Origin of the sequence: Nitratireductor pacificus pht-3B, from assembly GCF_000300335.1 — a bacterium.
Classification (GTDB): domain Bacteria; phylum Pseudomonadota; class Alphaproteobacteria; order Rhizobiales; family Rhizobiaceae; genus Nitratireductor; species Nitratireductor pacificus.
Window position 1 is genome coordinate 196060 of sequence record NZ_AMRM01000004.1, and the last position, 25909, is coordinate 221968.

Annotated in this window: 22 protein-coding genes and 1 riboswitch; of the genes, 14 read left to right on the forward strand and 8 right to left on the reverse strand. The window is 65.1% G+C overall.

The features are described from left to right. Positions 1-99: 99 nt before the first annotated feature. Positions 100-993 carry a LuxR C-terminal-related transcriptional regulator gene (locus NA2_RS22380; protein ID WP_008594948.1) on the forward strand — a complete coding sequence of 298 codons (894 nt, stop codon included), beginning with the start codon at positions 100-102 and terminating at the stop codon, positions 991-993. Positions 994-1328: 335 nt separating this feature from the next. Next, entirely contained in the window at positions 1329-3338 is a 2010-nt protein-coding gene (locus NA2_RS05185; RefSeq protein WP_008594950.1) for a glycosyltransferase, read from the forward strand. Here the strand turns inward: NA2_RS05185 and ppk2 are convergent. Continuing rightward, positions 3260-4159, reverse strand: a complete 900-nt coding sequence (ppk2, locus tag NA2_RS05190) for a polyphosphate kinase 2 (RefSeq protein ID WP_008594952.1) — start codon at positions 4157-4159, stop codon at positions 3260-3262. The genes NA2_RS05185 and ppk2 overlap by 79 nt on opposite strands. 76 nt (positions 4160-4235) lie before the next feature. Between ppk2 and NA2_RS05195 the strand changes: the two genes are divergently transcribed. Both NA2_RS05195 and phoU read left to right on the forward strand, forming a co-directional pair. After that, entirely contained in the window at positions 4236-5432 is a 1197-nt protein-coding gene (locus tag NA2_RS05195; RefSeq protein ID WP_008594954.1) for an ATP-binding protein, read from the forward strand. A 114-nt stretch (positions 5433-5546) separates the two neighbouring features. Further along, positions 5547-6263 (forward strand): phosphate signaling complex protein PhoU, encoded by a 717-nt coding sequence (gene phoU / locus NA2_RS05200; RefSeq protein ID WP_008594956.1) that lies wholly within the window; start codon positions 5547-5549, stop codon positions 6261-6263. A 96-nt stretch (positions 6264-6359) separates the two neighbouring features. On the opposite strand, the gene NA2_RS05205 is transcribed toward phoU, so the two are convergent. Continuing rightward, complete coding sequence (locus NA2_RS05205) at positions 6360-6869, reverse strand: GcrA family cell cycle regulator (RefSeq protein WP_008594959.1); 510 nt, start codon at positions 6867-6869, stop codon at positions 6360-6362. Positions 6870-7243: 374 nt separating this feature from the next. Between NA2_RS05205 and NA2_RS05210 the strand changes: the two genes are divergently transcribed. From NA2_RS05210 to NA2_RS05220, 3 genes are read left to right on the forward strand one after another with little or no spacing between them, the layout of a single operon-like run. Beyond that, entirely contained in the window at positions 7244-8437 is a 1194-nt protein-coding gene (locus tag NA2_RS05210) for an aspartate aminotransferase family protein (protein WP_008594960.1), read from the forward strand. 19 nt (positions 8438-8456) lie between these two features. Beyond that, positions 8457-9374 carry an ornithine carbamoyltransferase gene (gene argF / locus NA2_RS05215; protein WP_008594962.1) on the forward strand — a complete coding sequence of 306 codons (918 nt, stop codon included), beginning with the start codon at positions 8457-8459 and terminating at the stop codon, positions 9372-9374. Then, the gene (locus NA2_RS05220) at positions 9356-10357 is read left to right on the forward strand and encodes an Hsp33 family molecular chaperone (RefSeq protein ID WP_008594964.1); all 1002 of its coding nucleotides are present in this window, start codon (positions 9356-9358) and stop codon (positions 10355-10357) included. The genes argF and NA2_RS05220 overlap by 19 nt, the downstream gene beginning before the upstream one ends. 27 nt (positions 10358-10384) lie before the next feature. Here the strand turns inward: NA2_RS05220 and apaG are convergent, their stop codons facing one another. Then, positions 10385-10777 carry a Co2+/Mg2+ efflux protein ApaG gene (apaG, locus tag NA2_RS05225; RefSeq protein ID WP_008594966.1) on the reverse strand — a complete coding sequence of 131 codons (393 nt, stop codon included), beginning with the start codon at positions 10775-10777 and terminating at the stop codon, positions 10385-10387. A 162-nt stretch (positions 10778-10939) separates the two neighbouring features. On the opposite strand from apaG, the gene NA2_RS05230 reads away from it, so the two are divergent. Beyond that, positions 10940-11545 (forward strand): CDP-alcohol phosphatidyltransferase family protein, encoded by a 606-nt coding sequence (locus tag NA2_RS05230; RefSeq protein WP_008594968.1) that lies wholly within the window; start codon positions 10940-10942, stop codon positions 11543-11545. 218 nt (positions 11546-11763) lie between these two features. Here NA2_RS05230 and NA2_RS05235 read toward each other — a convergent pair whose 3' ends face one another. Next, complete coding sequence (locus tag NA2_RS05235; protein WP_008594970.1) at positions 11764-12954, reverse strand: O-succinylhomoserine sulfhydrylase; 1191 nt, start codon at positions 12952-12954, stop codon at positions 11764-11766. Positions 12955-13002: 48 nt separating this feature from the next. Further along, positions 13003-13081: riboswitch (SAM riboswitch) on the reverse strand. Positions 13082-13166: 85 nt separating this feature from the next. Between NA2_RS05235 and NA2_RS05240 the strand changes: the two genes are divergently transcribed. Beyond that, positions 13167-14270 (forward strand): 2'-deoxycytidine 5'-triphosphate deaminase, encoded by a 1104-nt coding sequence (locus NA2_RS05240; RefSeq protein ID WP_008594973.1) that lies wholly within the window; start codon positions 13167-13169, stop codon positions 14268-14270. Here NA2_RS05240 and NA2_RS05245 read toward each other — a convergent pair. Then, positions 14212-15054: an ion transporter gene (locus NA2_RS05245; RefSeq protein ID WP_008594975.1), complete on the reverse strand. Its 843-nt coding sequence runs from the start codon at positions 15052-15054 to the stop codon at positions 14212-14214. The two genes, NA2_RS05240 and NA2_RS05245, sit on opposite strands and share 59 nt — an antisense overlap. 84 nt (positions 15055-15138) lie before the next feature. Continuing rightward, positions 15139-16164 (reverse strand): GlxA family transcriptional regulator, encoded by a 1026-nt coding sequence (locus NA2_RS05250; RefSeq protein ID WP_040676786.1) that lies wholly within the window; start codon positions 16162-16164, stop codon positions 15139-15141. A 191-nt stretch (positions 16165-16355) separates the two neighbouring features. Here NA2_RS05250 and NA2_RS05255 point away from each other — a divergent pair, with 191 nt between their 5' ends. The 4 genes from NA2_RS05255 to NA2_RS05270 are packed head-to-tail and all read left to right on the forward strand — an operon-like array spanning position 16356 to position 20201. Next, a complete protein-coding gene (locus tag NA2_RS05255) occupies positions 16356-17339 on the forward strand; it encodes a TRAP transporter substrate-binding protein (RefSeq protein ID WP_008594979.1) in 984 nt (327 codons plus the stop codon). 16 nt (positions 17340-17355) lie between these two features. After that, positions 17356-17856, forward strand: coding sequence for a TRAP transporter small permease (locus tag NA2_RS05260; protein ID WP_008594981.1), 501 nt, complete (start codon positions 17356-17358; stop codon positions 17854-17856). 8 nt (positions 17857-17864) lie between these two features. Next, entirely contained in the window at positions 17865-19145 is a 1281-nt protein-coding gene (locus tag NA2_RS05265; RefSeq protein ID WP_008594983.1) for a TRAP transporter large permease, read from the forward strand. Positions 19146-19187: 42 nt separating this feature from the next. Further along, a complete protein-coding gene (locus NA2_RS05270) occupies positions 19188-20201 on the forward strand; it encodes a proline racemase family protein (RefSeq protein ID WP_040676838.1) in 1014 nt (337 codons plus the stop codon). Positions 20202-20483: 282 nt separating this feature from the next. Here NA2_RS05270 and NA2_RS05275 read toward each other — a convergent pair whose 3' ends face one another. After that, positions 20484-22364: a PhoX family protein gene (locus NA2_RS05275; protein WP_008594987.1), complete on the reverse strand. Its 1881-nt coding sequence runs from the start codon at positions 22362-22364 to the stop codon at positions 20484-20486. A 251-nt stretch (positions 22365-22615) separates the two neighbouring features. Continuing rightward, positions 22616-24592 carry a TonB-dependent receptor domain-containing protein gene (locus NA2_RS05280; RefSeq protein ID WP_008594989.1) on the reverse strand — a complete coding sequence of 659 codons (1977 nt, stop codon included), beginning with the start codon at positions 24590-24592 and terminating at the stop codon, positions 22616-22618. 485 nt (positions 24593-25077) lie between these two features. Between NA2_RS05280 and NA2_RS05285 the strand changes: the two genes are divergently transcribed. Further along, positions 25078-25845 carry a helix-turn-helix domain-containing protein gene (locus tag NA2_RS05285; protein ID WP_040676839.1) on the forward strand — a complete coding sequence of 256 codons (768 nt, stop codon included), beginning with the start codon at positions 25078-25080 and terminating at the stop codon, positions 25843-25845. Positions 25846-25909 lie beyond the last annotated feature (64 nt).

The following is a 25909-nucleotide window of genomic DNA, read 5'->3' on the forward strand; positions in this document are numbered from 1 at the left end:
ATTGTTAGCCTTTTAGAGCAAATAGGCCGATAGCATTGGAAACAAGCGCGGCATAGGGTGTACTCTGTTCGAATGTCACCGATTGGGGGATGATCCTGCATGCGGGAATTCGATCAGACACGCGAATTCATCGACCAGATTCAGAAGGCGCGGTCTCCTGCTGCGATATGCGATGCGCTGCTTTCGGTCACGTCCCGCTTCGGAGTGCGGTCTCTTTGCGCCGGCACGGTGCCGCCAACCGGTTCGGCCGGCCGCGACCAGGTCGGGCATCTGATCCTGAACACCTGGCCGACCGAGTGGGTCGACCGCTACATCGCGTGCGACTACATCTTTCATGATCCGCTGGTGCATCATGTTCACCGGACCCAGCGGGCGATGCTGTGGGGCGAGGCCCGGTCCATGGGCGGCGGCGACGCCCGCAAGGTATCGCAACTCTTCGGCGAGGCGCGTGAATTCGATATGATCGACGGCATATCCCTGTCGATCTCGACGCTCGACGGAGGCTCCGTCGTGATGTCGTACAGCGGCGCCGCGGTCGAGATGGCTCCGGAGGACATGCACGCCATCTCCTTCATTTCCGCCTATGCGGTGGGCCATGCGCTCAGCCTGCGCGGGGCCGACATGTTCGCCGAGCTCGAGCCGCTGGAGAAGGAATGCCTCCACTGGACGGCACGCGGCAAGTCTGTGCTCGACGTGGCCGATCTCCTAAGGCTGGCCGAGAAGGAGGTCCAGCAGCTCGTCTCGCGGGCGAAGAGCAAGCTTGGTCCCGGACACACCTTGCACCGGCTGGGCGAGCCGCCCAGGCTCACGCCGCGCGAGAAGGAATGCCTGCAATGGGCCGCGCTCGGGAAGTCGGAATGGGAAGTGTCCCAGATCCTGGGCATTTCCGAGCACACCGCCGAAAAGCATCTTCTGAATGCAAAGACAAAACTCGGCGCGACGAATCGTGCCCATGCTGTTGCGGAAGCCATAAGGTGCGGTGTTCTCGATTGACTGGCTTTCCGTCAATAGATGTTCCCAGAACATCTATTGACGCTTGAATAGGATGTTACCATTATGCCACCGGGGCGTGCATTCTTTTGGTTTGTGCAGCATGGGGGTAGAAAGATGCGGACGGGGCGGAACGTTATATTGGGCCTCCTTGGCTCGAGGTCTGTTTCCACGGCGAGAGCTCTGGCTTCGAGGGGACGTCCGGCGTCTGCCGGAAGTTCTTCGGCGTTGGGGAGCATCGCTTTCTCAGATTGTATCAACGCCTGCCGGAGCCGGGGCTTCAAGGTCCACGATCCGGTGCAGTACAGACATCCCGACACCGATTTCTAGCAGTCCCGATGGAACCCTTCGGGAAAACGGGTGATGGCGCGCAGGCCGAGGGGCACGACGCCATGTCCAGGAAGCGGGGCATCGATGCAGCGTTCGACCAGGTCGGTACGCCATCGACCGCCGCCGATTGGCTGCCCATCCTCGAGCGCCTCAGCATCTCCGCTGAGGAGGCGGCCCGCATCGAGGCGCGCGCGGTTCTCGCTGGCGTTCCGTTTCAGGCCGAGCTTCTGGCCTCCGGCCTCGTTTCCGAGCGTGGACTGTTTCATGAGCTGGCCGACAGTCTCGGGCTGCCTTTTCTCGACCAGCCCGACCCGGACGAACTGGTCATGCAGGACTGGCAGCGACTGGCCGCTCTGGCGAGCAGGGGTGGCGCCGGCATCGCACTGTCGCTGCGTGGCGGCGGCCAGTCACTTGTCCTGATCGCTCCCGAGAAGCTCGACATTCAGGGTCTTCGGAACTTCATCGCCCGCTATCCGCGCGCATCGACGCGCATCCGGGTCGTGCCGCCCTCCGCGCTACGCCGCGCCATCGCCGCGCGCAGCACCCAGAGCCTGATGCGCATCGCCACCGGCGCCCTGTTTGCCGCGCTGCCCGACCAGTCCGCGCGCTTCGTTGTCAACGCCTGGCAGGGGGCGATCTTCGGCGCGTTGAGCGTATCGCTGCTGTTTGCGGCGGTGCTGGTCCCGGGCGGGACCCTGCTGGCCGTGCACGGCGTGCTGTCCCTGGTGTTCCTCGCCTGCGTTGCCCTGCGGGTGAGCGTCGGCCTCGCGCCGTCGAAGCCGCACACGCCGAAACTCAGCACGATCCGGCCGGGCGAAATGCCGGTCTACACGGTGCTGGTGGCGCTCTACAAGGAGGCGGAGGTCGTGCCCGACCTTCTGGTGGCGCTGGGGCGCATCGTCTGGCCGCGCGCCAAGCTTGAGATCAAGCTCGTCTGCGAGGGCGACGACACGGAAACGCTGAATGCGATCCGCGCCCAGGAACTGCGCTCCTACATCGAGATCATCGAAGTGCCGCCGGGCGGGCCGCGCACCAAGCCGAAGGCGCTCTCATACGCGCTGCCGATGACGTCGGGAGATTTCGTCGTCCTTTACGATGCCGAAGACCGGCCGCATCCGTTTCAACTGGTCGAGGCATGGCAGCGCTTCAGGGAGAGCGACCGCACCCTGGCCTGCCTCCAGGCCCCGCTCAACATCTCCAACAAGCGCGAGAGCTGGATCTCTGCCATGTTCGCGCTGGAATATTCGGCGCTCTTTCGCGGCATCCTGCCCTGGTTCGCTCGACACGGGCTGGTGTTGCCGCTCGGCGGCACGTCGAACCATTTTCGCCGCAGCGCGCTGACTGCGGTCAACGGGTGGGACCCCTACAACGTGACCGAGGACGCCGACCTCGGGGTCCGGCTGCGGCGCCAGGGCTACAGGACGGACGTGATCCACAGCCCCACCTTCGAGGACGCGCCGACCGACCTGCGCACCTGGCTGCCGCAGCGGACCCGCTGGTTCAAGGGATGGGCGCAGACCTGGCTGGTCCACATGCGCGACCCGGCGGCGACGCACCGGGAACTCGGCCTGACATCCTTCGTCGTGATGCAGGTGATGTTCGCCGGGATGGTGCTGTCGGCGCTCGCCTATTCCGTTTTCCTGGCCACGGCGGCGGGACTGCTGCTGTGCCTTGCCATCTATGGAGATCTGCGGTCATCGCATCTCGGCCTGCTGGTCCTCGACGGGGTCAACATCGTCTGCGGCCACCTGTCGTTCCTGATGCTCGGCTGGTCCACGCTGGGGAAGACGGAGCGCCCGGAGTTCTGGAAGCGCATTGTCTGCACACCCGTCTATTGGGTGCTGATCTCCATCGCCGCATGGCGCTGCTTGTGGCAGCTTTACTGGCGGCCACACCACTGGGAGAAGACCATGCACCGCCCCTCCCAGCGGGCGGCCCGTCAGCCGAGGAAGGACCCTCCCGAGCCGATGATCCTGGGGTCCTCGGCGCCGATCGCGTCCAGATCCCGTCCTTCATAGGCGACCGTCAGGAGAATGCGGCGCATGACGGCGAGCCTGGCCCGGCGCTTGTCGTTGGCGCGCACCACCGTCCATGGCGCATGCGGGCTGTGCGTCCGCTCGAGCATCAGGTCGCGCATCCGCGTGTAGTCGTCCCATTTCGCGATGCCGGCGACGTCCATCGGCGAGAACTTCCAGTATTTGAGCTTGCTGTGGCGACGGTCGTGAAACCGCTCGAGCTGGGTCTCCTGGCCGATGTTCAGCCAGAACTTGAACAGATGAATCCCGTCATTGACGATGGCGCGCTCGAAATCGGGCGCCTCGTCGAGAAACTGCTCGTGCTGCGCCGGCGTGCAGAAACCCATGACGGGTTCGACGCCGCCCCTATTGTACCAGGAACGGTCGAATGTGACGAACTCGCCGCTGGTCGGGAAATGCGCCACATAGCGCTGGAAGTACCACTGGCCGCGCTCCGTCTCGGTCGGCTTGGGCAGGGCGACGTTGCGCGCGGTGCGCGGGTTCATGTAGGCGCGGATGCGCGAGATCGTGCCGCCCTTGCCGGCCGCATCCCGCCCCTCGAACAGGGCCATGATCCGCGCGCCGCTCGACTGCATCCAGCCCTGCAACTTGACCAGCTCGACCTGCAGCGCCTCGAGCTGCTTCTCGTATTCCTTGTTGCCCAGCTCGTCATCGTACGGATAGCCGCCGGCGCTCAGCGAATGCTCCTTGACCCATTTGGGCAGGTCCGGATCGTCGATGTCGAAGGTCCGCTTCTTGCCGGAAACGGTGAGCGTGACCGGATCGCTTTTCACGGGGCCGGGTTTTTCCAAAGACTTGTTCATACAATCGATCCTGAAACATGGGAGTGTGCATGCTATTTGCAGCTTGCTACAAGGTCCAGCGGGGATGCCGGCGGGAATGAATGCCATGGAAAAAGAACATCGGGAAACGGCCCCGGGCTTCCGGCAGCGGCTCGGGAGCGCGCTGGTCCTGCCCCTGACCCAACGCCTTGCCAGGCTGTTCTCCGCCGACGCCGCTGCGCCCGCCGAGGATGCCGCCGTCGCCGCCGGAAGCATCGATGCGCTGCCTGCGGTTTTTCTGGCGGCGGCGGTTCCCGATCCGCTCTACATCTTCGGCCCGGATGCCGAAATTCTCCATGCCAATGAGGCGGCGGACCGTGCCTTCGGCCCCGTGGCGAGGGGTGCGTCCCTGCGCCTGAAGTTCCGCGCGCCGGAGATGCACGAACTGGTCGGCAAGGCCGTCGCGGGCAACGAGGCGTCGGTGGCGATCAACTATTCGGAGCGGGTTCCCGTGGAGCGGGCCTACCGCGTCGTGGCAAGCCGCATCGGCAACGAGACGGGCCTGTTCGTTCTCCTGTTCAAGGACCAGAGCGAGGCGCGTCGCATCGACCGCATGCGCGCGGATTTCATCGCCAATGCCAGCCACGAGCTGCGCACCCCGCTTGCCTCGATCGCCGGCTTCATCGAGACGCTGCGCGGTCCGGCCCGCGACGACCCCGTGGCGCGCGAGAACTTTCTCCAGATCATGCACAACCAGACCCAGCGCATGGCGCGGCTCATCGACGATCTCCTGTCGCTGTCGCGGCTCGAGATGAAGCCCTATCTGAAGCCGGGCGGGCAGATCGATGTCGTCCGCCTCGTCGAGGGCGTCATCGAGGCGACGCGCCATCTGGCGGGCGAGTACGGCGTCGTCATCGAAAGCACGCTCCCCGACGCGCCGATCCCGATCGCCGGCAATCCCGACGAACTGACGCAGGTCTTCGAGAACCTCCTGGAGAATGCCTGCAAGTATGGCGGAGCGGGCGGCAGGATCCAGGTTTCGGCGGAGCAGAAGAATCCGCTTGAGGAGGTGCGCGTCACCGTCCGCGACTTCGGTCCGGGCATCGCCGAAGAGCATATCCCGCGCATCACCGAGCGCTTCTACCGCGTCGATGTGGAAACCAGCCGTGCCCAGAAGGGCACGGGCCTCGGCCTGTCCATCGTGAAGCATATCCTGACGCGCCACGATGCCCGGCTTTCGGTCCGGTCGAAACCGGGCGAGGGGGCGGCGTTCACCGTGCACTTCCCCCCGGTGCCGCCCGCGGCACGGGGGTGATCCCCTTTTCTCAGGCTGCGGCGGCGCAGGAAATCAATCTCTTCGGGACTTTCATTTTCGTGCCATCGCAATAGCTTACCAAGAGCGCAAAGACGCCCAAGAACGGATGAAGACATGCAGACCCAGCACACCATGCGCTCCTTCGATGACGAGCTGAAATACCTGGCAGACCAGATCGCCGCGATGGGCGGCTACGCCGAGCGCATGGTGGCGGAATCCATCGAGGCGCTGATCCAGTCGGATGCGGGGCTCGCCCGCAAGGTGGTCGCCGACGACGTGTTCCTGGACGAGAAGGAACGCGAGATCGGGGAGCGCTCGGTCATCATCATCGGCAGGCGGCAGCCCGTGGCGGACGATTTGCGCGAGATCGTCGGCGCGATCCGCATTTCCTCCGATCTGGAGCGCATCGGCGATCTGGGCAAGAACATTGCCAAGCGGGTTGTCGCGGTGACCGAAGGCAGGCAGCCGATGCGCCTGTTCCGCGGCCTCGAGGCGCTGGCCGACCTCGCCCTGACGCAGTTGAAGGAAGTGCTGGACGTCTACGCGTCACGGTCGATCGAGCGCATCGGCTTCGTGCGCGACCGCGACGAGGAAATCGACGCCATGTACACGTCGCTGTTCCGCGAGCTCCTGACCTACATGATGGAGGACCCGCGCAACATCACCGCGTGCACCCATCTGCTCTTCTGCGCCAAGAACATCGAACGCATCGGCGATCATGCCACCAACATCGCCGAAACGGTGCATCACATCGTCACCGGGCGGCAATTGCCCCTGGAGCGACCCAAGGAGGACGAGAGCCACAGGGTCGTGGCGACGCCCGCGAAATGATGCAGGGGCGTCCGCCGCCGGACGGGAATGCCTGACACTCGTGGAAGCGCGAAGGCCGCGCGGGATCGCGCTCCCGTGCGGCGCTGAACCGATAGTCTACCGGCTCCTGCGGCGCTCGGACGCGGGCTGATAGGCAAGCCGGGAATGATAGCCGCAATAGGGGCCGGATTCGCCGGCCTCGTTGCCGCAGAAGCTGAAATCGTCGGACAGCGGATCGCCATTCGGCCATTTGCAGGTCATTTCGGTGAGCTGCGTCAGCTCCAGCTTGCGGGAGATCGGCACGACGACATTGCCGACCGGCTGCAGGTAGGTCCGGGCGACCGGCTCTTCCTCGAACTGCGCCTGGAGGGCGGTGGCGCCCACCGTCGCCGTCATCGGGCGGGTGTTGCGCGGGCGTCGCGTGGTGGTCGTCCCCGGCTGGGGGGGCTTCTTCTGCCTCGTGCGCTGGCTTGTCGCGCGGCCGCGGCTGGACAGCTTGAGGCGGTGGACCTTGCCGATGACCGCATTGCGGCTGACGCCGCCGAGCTGTGCGGCAATTTGGCTGGCGCTCAGGCCTTCGGCCCAGAGTTTCTTTAAGGTCTCGACCCGCTCGTCAGTCCAGTTCATGGGGACATGCTCCTGTCCAGTGCGCGGAATCCGAATCCTCCTTCGCCCGACCAAAGCCGAGTGAGCACCACATTAAGATGGTTGGTATGGGTTGCCGCACAAAATGTAGTTTTTTGCTTGGGCTGAAACTACCTTATCGGCTGACTCCGTGACAAGAGTCCTTACCGTAAGCTGATTCGCTTTTTTTGGTTTTCCCCAGTTTGCTCGTTTTCGCTGTCATCCAGCCGTCGTGCCGTTTGCGTTGACAGCCGATCGGAAAAAACAGATAAAACATGGCACTGCCGCCCCTCGGGCGGCATTTTGATTTCATCGTCCCGTGTCTGGATGGCCAGGAGGCGCGGGAACCAATCTCAGGCTCAGCGGAGACCGTGTGGATGCGTGAATCTGCGCTTTATGAAACTTTCGCCCGTCAGCCCCTCGCTTTCGAACGGGGCGAGGGATGCTGGATCATCACGACCGACGGCGAGCGCTATCTGGACTTCGCCGCGGGCATCGCCGTCAATTCGCTGGGACACGCGCATCCGCATCTTGTCGCCGCGCTGACCGAGCAGGCCGGCAAGCTGTGGCACGTGTCGAACCTCTACGAGATCCCCGGCCAGAGCCGCCTCGGCGAGCGCCTTGTCGCCAATACCTTCGCCGACAGGGTGTTCTTCACCAATTCGGGCGGCGAGGCGCTGGAATGCGCCATCAAGACGGCCCGCCGCTACCACTTTGTCAACGGCGCGCCGGAGCGATATCGCATCATCACCTTCGAGGGCGCCTTTCACGGGCGCACGCTGGCGACCATCGCCGCCGGCGGCCAGGCGAAGTATCTGGAGGGCTTCGGCCCCAAGGTCGAGGGGTTCGATCAGGTTCCGTTCGGCGACATCGATGCCGTCGTGAAGGCGATCGGCCCGGAGACCGCCGGCATACTGGTCGAGCCGCTGCAGGGCGAGGGCGGTATCCGCACCCTGCCGAACGCCTCGCTGCGCCGCCTGCGCGAATTATGCGACCGCCACGGCCTGCTGCTCATCCTCGACGAGGTGCAGAGCGGCGTCGGCCGGACCGGCAAGCTGTTCGCCCATGAGTGGGCGGAGATCACGCCGGACCTGATGGCGGTCGCCAAGGGCATCGGCGGCGGCTTCCCGGTGGGCGCCTGCCTGGCGACGGCCGAGGCCGCCAAGGGCATGACGCCCGGCACGCATGGCACCACGTTCGGCGGCAATCCGCTGGCCATGGCCGTCGGCAATGCCGTGCTGGATGTCGTGCTGGAAGACGGCTTCCTCGAGGAGATCGCCCGCAAGGGGCTTCTGTTCAAGCAGGGCCTTGCGGCGGTCGCCGACGAGTTCCCGGATGTCATCGAGGGCATTCGCGGCGAAGGGCTGATGCTCGGCCTGAAGTGCAAGGCGCCCAACGCCGCCGTGCAGCAGGCGCTTCGCGCGGAGAAGCTGCTCGCGGTCCCGGCCGGCGACAACGTCTTGCGCCTCCTGCCTCCGCTCACGGTGAGCGAGGAGGAGATCCGCGAGGCGGTGGCCCGCATTCACAACGCCGCCGCTGCCATCCAGGCAGCCGAAAAAGCCGATGCTTGAGAGAAACAGGGAGGCGGGCATGGCCGGCGGTCTTCGCCACTTCATCGACCTTTCGGCGGTTGCGCCGCAGGAGTTGCGCTTCATGCTGGATGATGCCCGCGCCCGCAAGGAGCGCCTGAAGGCCGGCGAGCGCGACAGGCCCTTCGAGGGCAAGGTCCTGGCGATGATCTTCGACAAGCCGTCGACCCGCACCCGCGTTTCCTTCGATGTGGGCATGCGCCAGCTTGGCGGCGAGACGATCATGCTGACCGGCACGGAAATGCAGCTCGGCCGCTCGGAGACCATCGCCGACACGGCCAAGGTCCTGTCCCGCTATGTCGATGCGATCATGATCCGCACCACCGCCCATGAACGGCTGGTCGAGATGGCCGAGAACGCCACGGTGCCGGTCATCAACGGCCTGACCGACGATACGCATCCCTGCCAGATCATGGCCGATGTGCTGACCTTCGAGGAGCATCGCGGCCCGGTGAAGGACAAGCTCTTCGCCTGGACCGGCGACGGCAACAACGTCCTGCATTCGCTGATCGAGGCTTCCGCGCGCCTCGACTTCCGCCTCAACATCGCCGTGCCCAGGGGCAGCGAGCCGGAGGCAAAATATGTCGACTGGGCGAAGGCCCATGGCGGACGGGTCGCCTTCGCGGCGACCGCCGAGGAAGCCGTCACCGATGCAGATTGTGTCGTGACCGACACCTGGGTGTCGATGGGGCAGGAACACCGCGCCCGCGGCGACAATGTCTTCAAGCCCTATCAGGTCAACGGCGCGCTGATGCAGCACGCCAGGCCCGATGCCCTGTTCATGCACTGCCTGCCCGCCCATCGCGGCGAAGAGGTCACCGACGAGGTGATCGACGGTCCGCATTCGGTGGTTTTCGACGAGGCGGAAAACCGTCTCCACGCGCAGAAGGCGGTTCTTGCATGGTGTCTCGGCCGGTGAGTGCAGAAGAGAGGAAACTCGGCGAATTCGGTTTCGCCGGCGACGATCACGTGGTCCCGTTCGACGTCGAGCCGCTCGACGTGCGCGGCCGCGCCGTCCAACTCGGGCCGATGCTCGACCAGATTCTCGCCCGCCACACCTATCCGGAACCGGTCGCCCGGCTTCTGGCCGAGGTGATGGTGCTGACGGTACTCCTGGGCAGCGCCCTGAAGTTCGACGGAAAGTTCATCGTCCAGACCCGCACCGACGGACCGGTCGACATGCTGGTCGCCGACTTCTCGACACCGAGCGCCGTGCGTGCCTATGCCCGCTTCGACGAGGCGGCGCTGGCAGACGCCGTTGCCGCCGGCAACGACACGCCGGAGGCCCTGCTCGGCGCCGGCGTTCTCGCGCTGACGGTCGATCAGGGGCCGGACATGCAGCGCTACCAGGGCATCGTCCAGCTCGACGGATCGACGCTCGAGGATGTGGCGCGCACCTATTTCCGCCAGTCGGAGCAGATCCCGACCGAGGTGCGCCTCGGTGTCGCGAAGATGGTGCTTCCGGGCGCCGAGGCGACCCGCGAGCACTGGCGCGCCGGCGGCCTGCTGCTTCAGTTCCTGCCGGGTTCCCCCGAGCGCATGCGCATGCCGGACCTGCATGGCGGCGACGGCGACGAGGAGAATGACGGCGCCGCCCATCCCGACGACGACGCCTGGCAGGAGGCGCTGGCCCTGATGGCGACCATCGAGATGACCGAGCTGGTCGATCCGACGGTCGGCACCGAGCGGCTGCTCTACCGCCTGTTCCACGAGCACGGCGTGCGCGTCTACGAAGGCACGACCGTGCTCGACGATTGCTCCTGTTCCCGCGACAAGATCAGGACCATTCTCGAAGGTTTCACGCCCGAGGAGATGGCCGAGAGCATCGAGGACGGCGTGATCCGCGTTACCTGCGAGTTCTGCTCGACGGAGTATGATTTCGATCCCGCCGAATTCGACTGAACGGCGCCGCCGGGACGCTGCCTCCGTTCAGTTGAGGCGCATGGCTGCGCCCGGCACGTCGAGCGAGAAGGCGGGAATGTCGATGTCGAAGAACGCGCCGCGCGGACCGCGCATCGTGTAGCGGCCGACCATGATCCCGGATGGCGTGGAGAGGGGGCAGCCGGAGGTGTAGCTGTAGCTGTCGCCGGGCTTCAGAACGGGCTGTTCGCCCACCACGCCTTCCCCCCGCACCTCCTGCACATGGCCGGAAGCATCCGTGATGTGCCAGTAGCGCGACACGAGCTGCACCGTCTCGGGGGAATTGTTGGTGATGGTGATCTGGTACGCCCAGACGAAATGTCCCGACTCCGGCTCGGACTGGGCCGGCAGATAGCTCGGTTCGGCACACACCTCGATGGACTGGGTAACGGCTCTGTACATGGGGCCTGCACGCATCGGAAAGGCGCAAGCATGAGCCGCCGGGCCGGCCCGGTCAAGCCGCCGTGTGCGCGGGCGAAAACGGCCATGACACTATTGTGAGCGGCGTTCGACTGCGATTTTCTGTAAGGCGTAGCCTGAATGAAACGGGACATGAACTGAAGGATGCTTGACGGCTGGGCGCGTGAAAAGATCGATCCGGGGCTGGGTGCGATGGCCGGAAGGCTGGCCGCCGCCGGTATCGGCGCCAACGCGATCACCTGGACCGGACTGGGACTGGGGCTTGTCGCAGCGGCGGCGATTGCGTTCGGCCATTTCTGGATCGGCCTCGCGCTGATCCTCGCCAGCCGGTTATGCGATGGCCTCGACGGGGCGGTGGCGCGCCTTCAGGGCAAGACCGATTATGGCGGCTATCTGGATATCGTGCTCGACTTCGCCTTCTACGGCGCGGTGCCGCTCGGCTTCATCCTCGCCGATCCGACGCAGAACGCGATCGCCGGGGCCGTCCTGCTGCTCACCTTCTACGTCAATGGCGCGAGCTTCCTCGCCTATGCGGTGATGGCGGAGAAGCGCGGATTGGCGACTGAGGCGCGGGGCGAGAAGTCGCTGTTCTTCACCACCGGCCTGGCCGAGGCCACCGAGACGCTGGCGGTCTTCGCGCTGATGTGCCTTCTTCCGCAGTGGTTCGCCGCGCTGGCCTATCTCTTCGCCGCCGTGACGTTCTACACGACAGTCTCGCGCATCGTGCTGGCGGCAAGGCGGTTCGGCTGAGCACGCCAGGCTTCTTGGTGCTCTGCTTTTCGGGTCGTGCTGCAGCAGTGTCGTGCGTGGTGCGTGGTTCGACAAGCTCACCATGAGGAACGTCGGATCGGGCAACAGGCTAAGCTCCGAGATGTAGCGGACGGAGCCTGCAACCATGCCACCTCCCTCATGGTGAGCTTGTCGAACCACGAACCACGCACCACGCCGATGCGACGGCGCTTGATATCCTAGGCCGCCGCCAGCGCCCGCTCGATATCGGCGATGAGGTCGTCGCCATGCTCGATGCCGACCGACAGCCGCAGCGTGCCGTCGCCGATGCCGAGTTCCGCACGGGCCTCCTCGGAGAGGTTCTTGTGCGTGGTCGTGGCGGGATGGGTGATCAGGCTCTTGGCGTCGCCCAGATTGTTGGACAGCTTCACCGTCCTCAGGGCGTTCTGGAAGGCGAAGGCGCCGCTCTTGCCGCCCGCCACCTCGAAGCAGAGCAGGGTTGAGCCGCCCTTCATCTGGCGCGCGATGATGTCGGCCTGGGGATGGTCCGGACGGCCGGGATAGATGACCCGGGCGATCTTCCTGTGTCCGGCGAGGAAGTCTGCGATGCGCCCCGCGCTCTCCGTCTGCTGGCGCACGCGCAGCGGCAGGGTTTCAAGGCCCTTGAGCAGCGTCCACGCGTTGAAGGGCGACAGGCTCGGCCCGGTATGCCGGAAGAAATCCTGCAGGTGCTCGTCGACCCATTCCTTGTCGGAAAGCACCACGCCGCCGAGGCAGCGCCCCTGGCCGTCGATGTGCTTGGTGGCCGAATAGACGACTGTGTGAGCGCCGAGTTCCAGCGGCTTCTGCAGCAGCGGCGTGGCGAAGACGTTGTCGACCACGAGGCGCGCGCCGATCTCGTTGGCGAGGTCTGCGACCGCCGCGATGTCCGCCACTTCCAGGGTCGGATTGGTCGGGCTCTCCAGGAAGAGCAGCCTGGTGTTCGGGCGGATGGCCGCCTTCCACTCGGCGATCTTCGAGCCGTCGATCAGCGTGGCTTCGATGCCGTAGCGGGGCATCAAGGTTTCGACGACCCAGCGACAGGAACCGAACAGGGCGCGGCCCGCCACCACGTGATCGCCGGCCCGCAGCGCGCAGAGCAGGGCGGCCGTGACGGCGGCCATGCCCGATGCCATGGCGCGCGCCTCCTCGGCGCCTTCCAGTGCACACATGCGGCGTTCGAACATGTCGACCGTCGGGTTCGCGTAGCGCGAGTAGACGAAGCCAGGCTCCTCGCCCTTGAAGCGGGCTTCGGCGGCCTCCGCGCTGTCGTAGACGAAGCCCTGCGTCAGATAGATCGCCTCGGACGTCTCGCCGAAATGCGATCTCTGCACACCGCCATGCACCAGCGCGGTCTGTGGGTTCCAGCTGTCTTCGGAATGGTCTGTCATCGCTCTCAACACCCAACAAAAAACCGGCCGCGAAAGACGCATGCCGGTTCGGGATCGAGCGCGGCCTTTTTAGCGACTTTTTTTACGTGGCTGCAAGCCGACCGGCCAAATCACCACGGGATAAAAGGTCAATAGCGCCTCAAGCGCCTTGCGTCAACGCGAGGCGGCGCTAAACCATCGGGAGATAAGGCTCTGCGTGGAAGGAGAGGGTGTTGGTGCAAGCGGGCGCGAAGGCAGGCATCTTGCCGGACAGGGACATCGCGGCGCTGTTCGACGGCAAGGCGCTGACATCGGCGCGGCCGCTCGACGAAGACCAGATCCAGCCCGCCAGCCTCGACCTCCGTCTCGGCACAGTCGCCTACCGCGTGCGCGCGAGCTTCCTGCCCGGGCCGCAGCATCCCGTCTCCGCGAAGCTGGAGAAGCTGCGGCTGCACGAGATCCCGCTCGACCAGGGCGCCGTGCTGGAGACGGGTTGCGTCTATATCGTGCCGCTGCTCGAAGGGCTGGATCTGCCGGAGGGGATTTCCGCTTCGGCCAATCCGAAAAGCTCCACCGGCCGGCTCGACATCTTCACCCGGGTGATGACCGACTACGGCCAGGAGTTCGACAAGATCCCGGCCGGCTACTCCGGTCCGCTCTATCTCGAGGTCAGCCCGCGCACCTTCCCGATCGTCGTGCGCACCGGCTCGCGCCTGTCGCAGATCCGGTTCCGCACCGGCAAGGCGCTGCTGGAGGAGGCGGAACTCGCCGATCTCCATGCGCGCGAAATTTTGGTCGCCTCGGAGGACCCCAACATCACCGGCGGCGGCATCGCCCTGTCGGTCGATCTGAGCGGCGACGAGAACGGGCTGATCGGCTACCGCGCCAAGCATCACACGGCGCTGATCGACGTCGACAAGCGCGGCGTCCTCGAAACGCTCGATTTCTGGGAGCCGCTGGCGAATGACGGGGCGGGTGGCCTGATCCTCGATCCGGACGAATTCTACATCCTGGTGAGCCGGGAGGCGGTCCATGTGCCGCCGCACCATGCCGCCGAGATGACGCCGTTCGACCCGCTGGTGGGCGAGTTTCGCGTGCACTATGCCGGCTTCTTCGACCCCGGCTTCGGCCACTCCGCAGCCGGTGGCACGGGCAGCCGGGCGGTGCTCGAGGTGCGCAGCCATGAAGTCCCGTTCATCCTCGAGCACGGACAGATCGTCGGTCGGCTCGTCTACGAGGCGATGCTGTCGCGGCCGGACGCGCTCTACGGCGCCGACCTCAGGTCGAACTACCAGGGCCAGTCGCTGAAGCTTTCGAAGCACTTCCGGCCGCGCTGACCTTTCCTTTCGGGCCGAGCGCCCGCACTTCCTCGCGCAGCGCGCGGATCTCGTTCAGGATCGTCTCCTGTTCCGCCTGCAGGGCCGTCCGCTCCGCGGAGGCTTCCGCATCGTGCTCGGCCTGCATGGCCGAGACGATGATACCGATGAACAGGTTGAGCACGGTGAAGGTGGTGGAGACGATGAACGGGATGAAGAACAGCCACGCCAGCGGATAGACCTCCATCACCGGCCGGACGATGCCCATCGACCAGCTCTCGAGCGTCATGATCTGGAACAGCGAGTAGGCCGACAGGCCGATCGTGCCGAACCAGTCGGGGAACGAGGCGCCGAACAGCTTGGTCGCCATCACCGCGAAGACGTAATAGACGAGCCCCAGAAGCAGCATGATCGACCCCATGCCCGGCAGCGCCGAGATCAGGCCGCCGACCACCCGGCGCAGCGACGGCACCATGCTGACCAGCCGGAGCACGCGCAGGATGCGCAGCGCCCGCAGCACGGACAGTCCGGCCGTCGCGGGCACCAGGGCGATGCCGACCACCACCAGGTCGAAGATGCGCCACGGGTCGCGGAAGAACGATTGCCGGTAGACGGCGAGCCGCGCCAGAAGTTCGGCGACGAACACGCCGAGGATCGCCTGATCGACGATCATCAGCAGCGGCCCGAAGGCGGCCATCGCGCGCCCGGAGGTTTCAAGGCCGAGCGTGATGGCGTTGATGATGATCAGGACGGTGATCGCGGCTTCGAAGCGCCGCGATTCGATGAAGGTCTTCAGGCTGGGCACAATGGTGTTTCCGGGTTTCAGCGTGGCCCACAGGTGGTGCGAAACCCTGCCCGCGTCAAGCAGGGAAAAGCCCGGACCTGAAACCTACGCCGCGGAAAGCGCCTGGTCCGGGACCTCCCGGATCTGGGGTTCCGGCTGCATCACCGTCCGGTAGGCCTGGGGCGCGGCGTCGTAGAGCGCGCGGAAGGCGCGGCTGAAATGCGCGGCGTCGGCGAAGCCGGTGTCGGCGGCGATCTGCGCGATCCTGTCCGTCGTGTGGGTCAGCAGCCAGGCGCCGTAGCGCAGGCGCATGTCGCGGAAATAGCGTGACGGCGTCTGGTTGAGCGCGGCGATGAAGCGCCGGTCCAGTTGCCGCGGGCTGATGCCGGCCTGCCGGGCGAGTTCTGGAACGGGCGGCGGCTCGTTCAGGGACTGCTCCATCAGATGCACGACGCGGCGCACGGCACTGTCCTGCACATTCTGCATCTCTCCGTAGAAATGGGCCTGGGGATGCGTCGACGGGCGCACGCCCTGCAGCATCATGTGGCGTATGCTCTGCTGGGCCTTCTCGTGGCCGCAATGCTGCGTGATGAGATGCAGGGCGAGGTCGCAGGCGCCGGCGGATCCCGCGCAGCTGATCCTGTCGCCGGCATGGATGAAGATGCGGTCGGGCACTGCCTGGATGTGCGGGAACTGCTCGCTGAACGCCTCGAACACGTTCCAGTGCACGCAGGCGACATAGCCTTCCATCAGGCCGGCGCGGGCGATGTTGAAGGTGCCCGTGCAGAGGCCGATCAGGGGCGTGCCGGCGGCCGCGGCGCGGTGGAGATAGTCGTCGAGCCAGCGCGGCTGGCGCCGCTCCATGTAGCCGTTGCCGCCGCACACGGCGATGTAGTCGAACTGGGTGGGGTCGGCCAGGTCGCTGGTGGGCGTGATCTTCAGCCCGCAGCTCGCCGTGACGTCCTGCCCGCCCATGATCTCCCAGCCGCAGGCGATCTGCCGGCTGCGCCCGCCCTTGTCCGCGGAAAGCCGCATCGCCTCTATGAATCCGGAGAAGGCGTTGAGCGTGAAGGATTCAAGCAGCACGAAGCCGACCCGCAATTGCTGACCCTGTTCTCTCTCCGGACGCATCCGATCTCTTGTCCCGCTTCGGCGCTGTTTCACGCGGTTTCAGGCATGGCAATGCCGCGAAAGCATAGAGATTTGGCCAAAATGTTCAATAATGTGACTGAAATCTTCTCGCGAAGCCCGAGGTTATGGCCGTAGTCTCATGGCTGGTAGATCGCTCCGGTAGAGTGCGAGACAACAAAAGGGAACAGGATATGTTCAAGAAAGCCGCAATGCTTGCGATGGCTGCCGGTCTGGCGCTTTCGGGTTTCTCCGCGATGGCCCAGGACGTTCAGCTCAAGGCCAACGTGCCCGGCAACGAGGAGGGCATCGCCTTCCGTTCCGTCCAGCACTTCGCCGATATCGTCAAGGAAAAGACGGGTGGCGAGGTCGCCATCAAGGTGTTCCATTCCAGCGCGCTGGGCGATCAGCCGAGCTCCCTGGAATCGCTCCAGGTGGGCATCCTCGACATGGCCACCATCGAAACGCCGATCACCGGCGTCGACCCGGTTCTCGGCGCGACGGCGCTGCCCTACATCTTCACCGGCCGCGATCACATCGCGCGGGCACTCGGCGGCGAGGCCGGCGACTGGATCCGCGAGCGGCTGGCCGCGAAGGGCCTGCGCGTCATCGGCTACCTCGAGGGCGGTTTCCGCCAGATCACCAACAATGTCCGTCCGATCGTCAAGCCGGAAGACCTGAAGGGCGTCAAGATGCGCACGCCCGACAGCAAGCTGCGCATCGACATCTTCAACCATTATGGCGCGAACGCCTCGCCGTTGCCCTTCCAGGAACTCTACTCGGCCCTCCAAACCGGCGTGTTCGACGGCCAGGAGAACCCGGTCATCTGGGCGCAGAGCACGAAGTTCTACGAAGTCCAGAAATACCTCTCGCTGACCAACCATCTCTATACGGTGACCTACCTTCTGATGAGCGAGAAGGCTTTCCAGAAGCTGCCGGAGAACGTGCAGGCGGTCTTCGCGGAGGCCGGTGAGGAAGCGGTGAAGAAGTCCGTCGAACTCGGCATCGCCGCCGACCGCGACATCGTCACCTTCCTGAAGGAGCAGGGCATGGAGGTGAACGACGCCGACATTCCCGCGTTCACCGCGGCGTCCGAGGAAATCTGGTCGAACTGGGTCGCCGAGCGTGGCGACGACGCCCAGAAGCTCGTCGATCTGATCCGCGCATCGGCGCAGTGAAAACGGGAGCGCGGCCATGATCAATCGAATTCTTGAAGCGATCTGCGCCGCGCTCCTCCTGGCCACGGTCGTCATCGGCTTCCTGGCGGTGATCTACCGCTATGTCTTCGACAACGCCCTGTCCTGGAGCTTCGAGGCGCTGCTCGGCCTCCTGACCTACATCACCTTCATCGGCGCCTATCTGGCGCTGCGCAAGAACGCCCATCTGCGGGTGGACTTCCTGACGAACGTCCTGCCGCGGCCGGGACAGCTCGTGCTGTTTCTCGGCAATCAGGCGGTGATCGGCCTGATCGGGCTTCTGATGCTGCGCCAGGGATGGCGGCAGACGGTGCTGTTCCAGGACCAGACGACCCAGGTCCTCGAGATATCGAACGCCTATCTCTACGCCGCCATTCCGCTGTGCGGACTTCTCATCTGCATCGACGCGGCCACCCGGATCGTCGTCGGTCTGCGCCGCTACGCGGCAGGCGAGGCGCCGCATGACGAAGCGCCCCTGTCCGGCAAAAACGAAATCTGAGATCTCCCATGGAACTGCTCTTCGTTCTTTGCATCCTGCTGGGGTTGATCGGCGTCGGCCTGCCGATCGCCTTCGCGCTGCTGGTGATCGCCGTCGGCGTCCTGTTCTTCGGCGATGTCGATCTGGTGATCGTCGCGCAGCGCCTCTATCGCGGCGTGCAGAGCTTCCCGCTTCTGGCGGTCCCGCTTTTCATTCTGGCCGGCCAGATCATGAGCCGCAGCGGCATTTCCGCACATCTGGTGGAGTTCGCCAAGACGCTTGTCGGCCAGATGCGCGGCGGCCTCGCGGCGGTCAACATCGTCACCAGCATGTTCTTCGCCGGCATGAGCGGCACCTCCATGTCCGACACGGCCGCCGTCGGCGGCATGCTGATCGACCCGATGATCAAGCGCGGCTACAGCCGGGCCTTCACCGCCGCCGTCACCGCATCCTCCTCCACCATCGGCATCATCATCCCGCCGAGCGTGCCGATGGTCATCCTCGGCGCCTATCTCGGCATCTCGACCGGCGCGCTGTTCGCGGCGGGCATCGTCTCGGGGCTCCTGCTCGGCCTGGCGCTGATCGCCGTCGCCTGGGGCATCTCGGTGCGGCGCGGATACCCGGTGGAGGACAAGTTCAGCTTCCGGGTAATGCTGCGCGCGCTGCTGCGGGCGACGCCGGCGCTGACCATGCCCGTCATCATCCTGGGTGGCATTCTGGGCGGCATCTTCACCCCCACCGAAGCCTCCGCCGTGGCGGTCGTCTACGGCATCCTGGTCGGCGTCGGCTACTATCGCACGCTCACCCTCCGCGCCCTCTACGAGACCTTCTGCGAGGCGGCGGTGCTGAGCGGGGCGGTGATGTTCGTCACCGCGACGGCCCATGTGATGGGCTACGCCTTCACCTTCGAACAGCTTGCCGACAGCCTGCTCGGGCCGATCGCGCAGATGGAGATGTCGCCGGTCACCTTCCTGATCGTGCTCAGCGTGGTGCTGATCATCGCCGGCACCTTCCTGGACGGCATCGCCATGATCTTCATCGTGGTGCCGCTCTTCTTCCCGGCGGTCCAGCTCCTGGGCATCGACCCGGTGCATTTCGGCATGGTCGTCGTCCTGTGCTGGGGCATCGGCCAGCAGACACCGCCCGTCGGCGCGGCGCTGTTCATCACCAGCGTGATCGCCCGCGTCAACATCTTCAGCCTGACGCTCGCCAATCTTCCCTTCATCGCCGTCATGGTGGCGGTGCTGGGCCTGGTGATCCTCTTTCCCGAGCTGATCGTGCTCTGGGTCCCGCGCGCGCTGGGCCTCTGACCCTCCTACCGTCTTACGCATAGAAAAGGACTCATCGAAATGATGAACAAGAACAGGTACATCGATGTGATCTACACGCACACCGATGGTGAGCCCACCTGCATCATCCATGGCGGCATTCCCTATCCGCACGGGCTCGATATCGTCGGCAAGCGCCAGTTCATTCGCGACAATTACGATTATGTCCGCACCGCGCTGCTGCGCGAGCCGCGCGGCCACAACGACATGGTCGGCGTGTTCGTGACGCCGCCTTCCAGCCCCGATGCGGATGCCGGCATGCTGTGGGCCGACGGCGACGATTTCATGGAGATGTGCGGCCACGGAACCATCGCGCTTTCGATGGCGATGGTGTCGCACGGCCTCGTCCACAACGTCGCCGAGCCGGTCACGAAGATCCGCTTCGAGACGCCGGCGGGCATGGTGATCTCCGAGGTTGCCTCCGAGAACGGTCAGGTCCAGTGGACCCGGTTCCAGAACGTGCCGGCCTTTGTGCTCGAGCAGGACGTGCCGATCGAACTGCCGGGCTACGGCGCGCTGACCGCCGACATCGCCTTCGGCGGCAACTTCTTCGCGGTCGTGAAATGGCCGGATCAGGAACGTCCGATCGGTCCCGAGAACGGCCGTCTCCTGTCCGACATGGGCGTCCTCGTGAAGGACCAGATCAACGCCAAGATGGATGTGCGCCACCCGACCGAGAAGCACATCCGTGGCCTGAACTTCACCACCTTCTGGCAGGAGCCGGACCACGCAGACAGCCTTTACCGCAACGTCCATGTGTTCAGCGATGGCAAGCTCGACCGCTCGCCGGGCGGCACCGGCACCAGCATGATGATGGCGGTGTTCGAGGCGCGCGGGAAGATCAAGATCGGCCAGACCATCAAGTCCGAGGGCCTGCTCGGCTGCGGCCGTTTCGAGGGCTGCCTGCTGGGCGAGACGAAGCTCGGCGATCAGCGCGCTGTCATCCCCACGGTCAAGGGGACGGCGAAGGTCATCGGCTATGCCAAGTGGCTCGTCGACCAGACCGACCCGGTCGGTCTCGGCTTCGTCGTCCGCTGACGGACACTGCCGTCAGGCGGGAATGCCTGACATCCGCATCGCGGAAATGCAGGGAGACAGGTCGGGGGAGCGTTTCGATGAAGCGACGAACCCGCCTGGGCTCCGCTGGGTGACCAATCGCCCGGCAACAGATCGGGGCGCCCATGCGGAGTCGCAGATCGAGGCAGGCAACGCCGCCCGGCGTTCGTCCTGCCTCGTGATTCACGGCCCCGGCGGACCATCCGGTCGCTCCCGGCGGGACGTTCTGGACCCGCCGGGCGCTGCACGGGCTTTGGAGGCGCCTCAGCCGATGGCCTTGCCATCCTCGCGCCAGACGGCGATGACCGAAGAGCGCGGCTTGCCGTTCCCGTCCGGCCACGCACCGCCCGGGTGCTGGATGCCGACGAACGCCACCTTCATGTCCGGCGACCAGCAAAGACCGGTCACCTCCGCGCCCTTCGGCGCGGTCAGGAAGCGGGCGATCTCGCCGGTTTCGGGATTGCCGACCAGCATCTGGTTGTTGCCCTGTCCCTCGAACTCGCCTTCATTGCTGTCCTCGCCGTCGGTCTGGATCCACAGCATGCCGTCTGAGGAGAAGGCCATGCCATCCGGCGAGTTGAACATGTTGCCTTCCGTGACGTTGTCCGACCCGGCATAGACGTTGTTGTAGACCTTCGGGTTGCCGGCCATGACATAGAGATCCCAGGTGAAGGTCTCCGCGCCATGGTCCTCGCCCTCGGGACGCCAGCGCACGATCTGGCCGAAATTATTGGTGTCGCGCGGGTTGGGGCCGTTGACCGGCTGTTCGTCGCCGCCGGCATTGGCCTTGACGCCCCGGTCCTTGTTGTTGGTCAGGGCGCAATAGGCCTCGACCCGCAGCGGATTGGCGGCGACCCATTCCGGACGGTCCATCGTCGTGGCACCGACCTTCGAGCCGGCGATGCGCGAGAAGACGAGAATCTCCTCGATCGGCATGCCCGTCGTTTCCGGCGTGAGCGCCAGCCACTTGCCGGTCATGTCGTCGTCGAACCTGGCCACATACAGCGTTCCCTCGGAGAGAAGCCCCTCCGTCGGCTGGCCCTCGGCCCAGGTACCCTTGGACACGTACCGGTAGATGAACTCGCCGCGCTCGTCGTCGCCCATATAGACCACGATGCGCCCGTCGGCGGCCTGCACCATCTCGGCGTTCTCATGCTTGAAGCGACCGAGCGCCGTGTGCTTGACCGGCGTGGAGGCGGGGTCGAGCGGGTCGATCTCGGTAACCCAGCCATGGCGGTTCGGCTCGTTCGGCTCCTTCGCCAGGTCGAAGCGCTCGTCGAACTTCTCGTAGGCGTAGCGGCCTTCGCCGCCGACGCCGTAGCGCACCTCGCCCTCCGTCGCCTCGCGTTCGGCGGTGGCGCCGAAATAGCCGTTGAAGTTCTCCTCGCAGGTCAGATAGGTGCCCCAGAGCGTCTTGCCGGAGCCGCAATTGTTCATCGTGCCCTTCGGCGAGCGTCCTTCCGGATCGGCATTCGTCCTGACCAGGTCGGAACCGGCGGCGGGACCGTCCATGGTCATCTGTGTCTCGTGCGTGATGCGGCGGTTATAGGGGCTGTCGAGCACCACCGCGTAGCCCTCGCCATTGTCGGCGATCTCCATCACGGTCACGCCCTGCATGTTCTTCAGGAGCAGCACCTCGCTGGCGTCGCGGGGCATGCCCTCGGCTTCCGCCGGCAGGTTGATCTCGGGGTTCACATATTCGGAGTTGATGGCCAGGATGGTCTTTTCGCCGTCGGTGAAGGTCTCCATGCCGTCCGTGTTCTCGCCGAACACCTTGTCCGACATCTCGACGGGGACGCCCGTTTCGGGCGAATAGGCGCCTTCCGCTTCCTTGAACAGCGGGTCGCCCCAGCGCACGAGCGTCTTCCAGCCATAGCCGTTCGGCACGTGAATTTCCTGGTCGGTGGCGATGCCGATCGGTTCGAAGGTGAACGCCGCGCCTGCGGCGCTTACCGGACGCGTCGAGGAGAGCACCCCGGCTCCCATCACGGCTGCGGCCGAACCGAAGGCGAGCGCGCCGCCCAGGAAGCCGCGGCGCGAAATCGCGCGTTCGACGACGGCGTCGAAGGCATTCGCGTCGGGACGGGGATCGCGCATTTCATCGAATTCATCCCAGGACAGGCGGATCATATCCTGCTTTTTCATGACGGCATTCCTTTGGCTGTTTGGCTGGCTGGGCCGGGCTGGTGCGGCACAGTCCGCGACTCCTAGCGAATGCATGCGACAGGTTTTTTACAGGGCTGTGGCCAATCGGACCGGCTGCGGTCAGAATGTCGGGACTCAAGCAGGCGGACGAAAAAGGCCGACCATGTCGCCATGGTCGGCCTTTCTCGGTTCGGCAGCCTCCACCGCCGGCGGCGGGGGAGATGGCGGTGTCAGTCCGCGGTCCGATGCGATCAGAATTTCACCGCCGTGTGGAAGGTGAACGTCCGCCCCGGGGCGTAGACCGGCTCGATATTGCCGTTGCCCCGCGCCGCGAAGCCCGTGCGCTCGTAATAGGTCTCGTTGAAGAGGTTCTCGACGCCAACGCGAATGGACATGTTTTCGTATGCGGGCGGGGTCCATTCCGCATAGGTGTTGACCACGGTGTAGGCGGGTTGGTCGCGGTGCGTTGCCGCGGTCGCGACCGCGTCCGAGATCTTGCCGGCCCAGGCGAGCGACGCGCCGAGCTTCAGATTGTAGTCGGGAAGCTCGTGGTCGATATAGAGCGTCGCCATGTCGCCGATCGGCATGAAGGTTCCGCTGTTCGGCAGCACCGAGATGCCGCCCGCCGTGACCTTCGCCTTGGTGAAGGTGGCGCCGATCTTCGTGTTCTCCCAGCGATAGCCGGCATTCAGCGTCACGCCGCGCGAACGGAACTCGTCCGGATGGTTCTGCAGCATGGCGCCCGGACCCCAGGCGTAGAGGGGCAGCCCGTCGATCCGCGTGTCGAAGAAGGTGATGCCGGCATTCCAGTTCTCGCCGCCGAGATTGGCGCCCACCTTCAGGTTCTGCGCGGTGCCGGCGCTGAAATTGGGATCGGTGCTGAAGCTGTTGTCGCGGGCATGGACGTAGCCGTAGTCCCCGATGACATAGCCGAGCCAGGTGCGCGAGGCGCCCGCGAAGACCTCGAAATGGTCGTTGAACTTGTAGGAAACGGTCGCGTTCGCGCTGGCGCCGCTGTCGGAGAACGTGTTGTCGTCCCAGTCGGTGAAGCGGTGACCGTCATACCGCACGCCGGTCGACAGGTTGAAGCCGTTGTCGAACTCGAAACGCCCCTGCGCGAAGGCGCCGATCTGGAAGGTCGAGAAGTCGCGGTAGCGGCGGTCGTTGTTCCCGTAATTGTCGGTGAAATAGCCATGCCGGCCGAAATCGACGCCTGCCGTGATGTTGCCGTTGTCGAAGGTGAAGCGGTTCTGCACCTTTCCGCCGAACAGGTCCTCCTTGAGGGCCATGTTGCCGTTGGTGCGGCTCTGGTAGTTGGGGCGCCAGTAATCGTTCTCGCTGTAGTAGACGATCACCTCCGGGTCCCACATGTCGGTGGGCGCCGTGGTGGTGTATTTCAGGTTGACCGCATCGCGCGCCACCTCCAGCGGATGCACGGTGTCGCTGGCGAGGCCCAGATTCATCTTGATCAGGCGGTCGGCCTCGTCGCGGCTGCGTTCATAGCCGAACTCGAGGCGATGGCCGTCGAACTCGTAGCCGAGCTTGGCGAGGATGTTGCGTGCCGCAGGCTCCGTACCCCGGATCTCGATCCCGTCGCCGTTCTCGTAGTTCTTGCCTGTCGCGCCGTGGGTCATCACGAACCAGTCGAAGCCCTCATGCCGCCCGTAACCGGCGGCGCTGCCCGAGAAGCCGCGGCCGTTCGTGCCGTAGGAGAGGCCGAACCGGGCGCCGAGATTCTTGCCGTCCTCGAGCAGGTCGAGCGCGCCGACGGTTTCATAGCGGATGGCGCCGGCCGCTGCGCCAAAGCCGGAATCGGCCGCCGCCGCGCCGGCTTCGACCTCGACGCGCTTCAGGAACACGGGATCGACGACATTGGAGCCTGTGTGGTGCCAGCTCGTCGCGTTCTGCGGGACGCCGTCCACGCTGACGGCCAGGTTCGACTGCTCCATGCCGAAGACGTGGATGCGCTTCGAGGGGCCGCCGCCGCCCGAGACGCTGATCGAGGATTCGTGGGCGAACAGCTCGGAGACATTGCTCGGCTGCAGAATCTCCAGATCCTCCTGCGTGACGACGGTTCCGCCGGTCGCCTCGATGTTCTCCTTGCCGTCGCTGATGACCGTGATCGTGTCGAGCACGGTGGTGCCCTGACTGGTTTCCTGCGCCTGCAACGCCGAAGCGATTGCGAGCAGGGAGGCGCCGGTGAGCGGCAGTATCCGCGTGAATGACATGTGCTTTTCCTGTTAATCCCCGACCGGCCAGCGCTTGGCCCCGGCTTTCCGGCCATAAGTCCGTCGTTGCAGAGGGGATGTGGAATGGAACGCGACGCCTGGAGAGCGTCGGCCGATGCCTTCGTGCCGCGTTCCGCGTCCCATTGTGACTGCCCCCTGCCTGCTGTCGTCCCAAGACCTGCGCCGGAGGCGATCACAAGCCGCCAGCGGCGGCCGACTTGCTTCTCGCCGCGGCTCGGTTTAATCTTGAGAAGATTGGTCATGTATATGTTTGGCGCTAAGATGGAGTCGAGCCGAAAGAGTTTGGCCAGAACCGCAATTTCTTAGGCGCAAACGGCATCGTGCCGTTTCCGGCGTTCAATCCGCCGGGCCGGCGTCAGGGTCATCGAATGCAGTACACCTCACAAGAGCTTTTCGTCGGTGCCATCCAGGGGGTGCCGAACTGCACGCCCGAAACGCGCGAGCTCCATATCTGGCCGAAATTCATGCTGATGGTCCTGCTGCAGGGCACGCAGCGCTTCGTCATCGACGACAGGCATTTCGAGATCGACGCAGGCCCCGAAGAGGAGAGCACGCCTGTCGTCTTCATGCTGAACGTCGCGAAGGACAGCCGGTTACGCTTCCTCAACGATAGCCAGACGCCGTTGCGCAAGGTGATGATATCGGCGCCGCTGCCATGGCTGCAGCGCCTGTTCGACGTTCAGGACGAGGCGCAGAAATCGGTACTGCGGAAGTTCTTCTCGCAGCATCTCGCCCAACATTCCTTCGAGCCGGGCCAGCACATCGTGCAGACGGCCCAGAAGATCATCAGCCCGCCGCCCGCGCTCGAGGGCGAGTTGAACTCCCTGTATCTGAGGGCGCAGGGAATGGACATGATGTGGCAGTCGCTGCTGACGATGCTGGCCGACAAGAAGGACCACCTTCCCGCGCCGAGCCTGATGACGTTGCGCTTCTGCGAACGGGTGCGCGATTTCGTCACCGCAAATCTCGACAAGGATCTGACCATCGATCGGATCGCCCGGGAGGTGGGCTGGGGCACCTCCACCCTGCAGCGGCATTTCAAGACGCATTTCGGGATGACCGTGTTCGACTTCATCCGGCAGAAGCGCCTCGAGGCCGCGCGCTCGGCGCTGGCGGATGACGGCATCCCCATCGCGCATGCCGCGCATCTGGCCGGGTACAACAACATCTCGAGCTTCACGACGGCCTTCCGAAGGGCCTATGGCGTCACGCCGAAGCAGGTCCGCCTGTAGCGTCCGCGCCTCACAAGACGCGAAAAGGAGTGCGGCCGATAGCGGTCGTCACCGCTACCGGCCG

Bases quoted from the DNA above. Each gene is read 5' to 3' on its own strand.
- NA2_RS05230 (WP_008594968.1), top strand. From the start codon at position 10,940: ATGCTTGACGGCTGGGCGCGTGAAAAGATCGATCCGGGGCTGGGTGCG.
- NA2_RS05195 (WP_008594954.1), top strand. From the start codon at position 4,236: ATGAATGCCATGGAAAAAGAACATCGGGAAACGGCCCCGGGCTTCCGG.
- NA2_RS05285 (WP_040676839.1), top strand. From the start codon at position 25,078: ATGCTGATGGTCCTGCTGCAGGGCACGCAGCGCTTCGTCATCGACGAC.
- NA2_RS05235 (WP_008594970.1), bottom strand. From the start codon at position 12,954: ATGACAGACCATTCCGAAGACAGCTGGAACCCACAGACCGCGCTGGTG.
- NA2_RS05210 (WP_008594960.1), top strand. From the start codon at position 7,244: ATGCGTGAATCTGCGCTTTATGAAACTTTCGCCCGTCAGCCCCTCGCT.
- NA2_RS05270 (WP_040676838.1), top strand. From the start codon at position 19,188: ATGAACAAGAACAGGTACATCGATGTGATCTACACGCACACCGATGGT.
- NA2_RS05220 (WP_008594964.1), top strand. From the start codon at position 9,356: ATGGTGTCTCGGCCGGTGAGTGCAGAAGAGAGGAAACTCGGCGAATTC.
- NA2_RS05265 (WP_008594983.1), top strand. From the start codon at position 17,865: ATGGAACTGCTCTTCGTTCTTTGCATCCTGCTGGGGTTGATCGGCGTC.
- argF (WP_008594962.1), top strand. From the start codon at position 8,457: ATGGCCGGCGGTCTTCGCCACTTCATCGACCTTTCGGCGGTTGCGCCG.
- apaG (WP_008594966.1), bottom strand. From the start codon at position 10,777: ATGTACAGAGCCGTTACCCAGTCCATCGAGGTGTGTGCCGAACCGAGC.
- NA2_RS05260 (WP_008594981.1), top strand. From the start codon at position 17,356: ATGATCAATCGAATTCTTGAAGCGATCTGCGCCGCGCTCCTCCTGGCC.
- NA2_RS22380 (WP_008594948.1), top strand. From the start codon at position 100: ATGCGGGAATTCGATCAGACACGCGAATTCATCGACCAGATTCAGAAG.
- NA2_RS05275 (WP_008594987.1), bottom strand. From the start codon at position 22,364: ATGAAAAAGCAGGATATGATCCGCCTGTCCTGGGATGAATTCGATGAA.
- phoU (WP_008594956.1), top strand. From the start codon at position 5,547: ATGCAGACCCAGCACACCATGCGCTCCTTCGATGACGAGCTGAAATAC.
- NA2_RS05255 (WP_008594979.1), top strand. From the start codon at position 16,356: ATGTTCAAGAAAGCCGCAATGCTTGCGATGGCTGCCGGTCTGGCGCTT.
- NA2_RS05185 (WP_008594950.1), top strand. From the start codon at position 1,329: ATGGAACCCTTCGGGAAAACGGGTGATGGCGCGCAGGCCGAGGGGCAC.
- NA2_RS05250 (WP_040676786.1), bottom strand. From the start codon at position 16,164: ATGCGTCCGGAGAGAGAACAGGGTCAGCAATTGCGGGTCGGCTTCGTG.
- ppk2 (WP_008594952.1), bottom strand. From the start codon at position 4,159: ATGAACAAGTCTTTGGAAAAACCCGGCCCCGTGAAAAGCGATCCGGTC.
- NA2_RS05280 (WP_008594989.1), bottom strand. From the start codon at position 24,592: ATGTCATTCACGCGGATACTGCCGCTCACCGGCGCCTCCCTGCTCGCA.
- NA2_RS05205 (WP_008594959.1), bottom strand. From the start codon at position 6,869: ATGAACTGGACTGACGAGCGGGTCGAGACCTTAAAGAAACTCTGGGCC.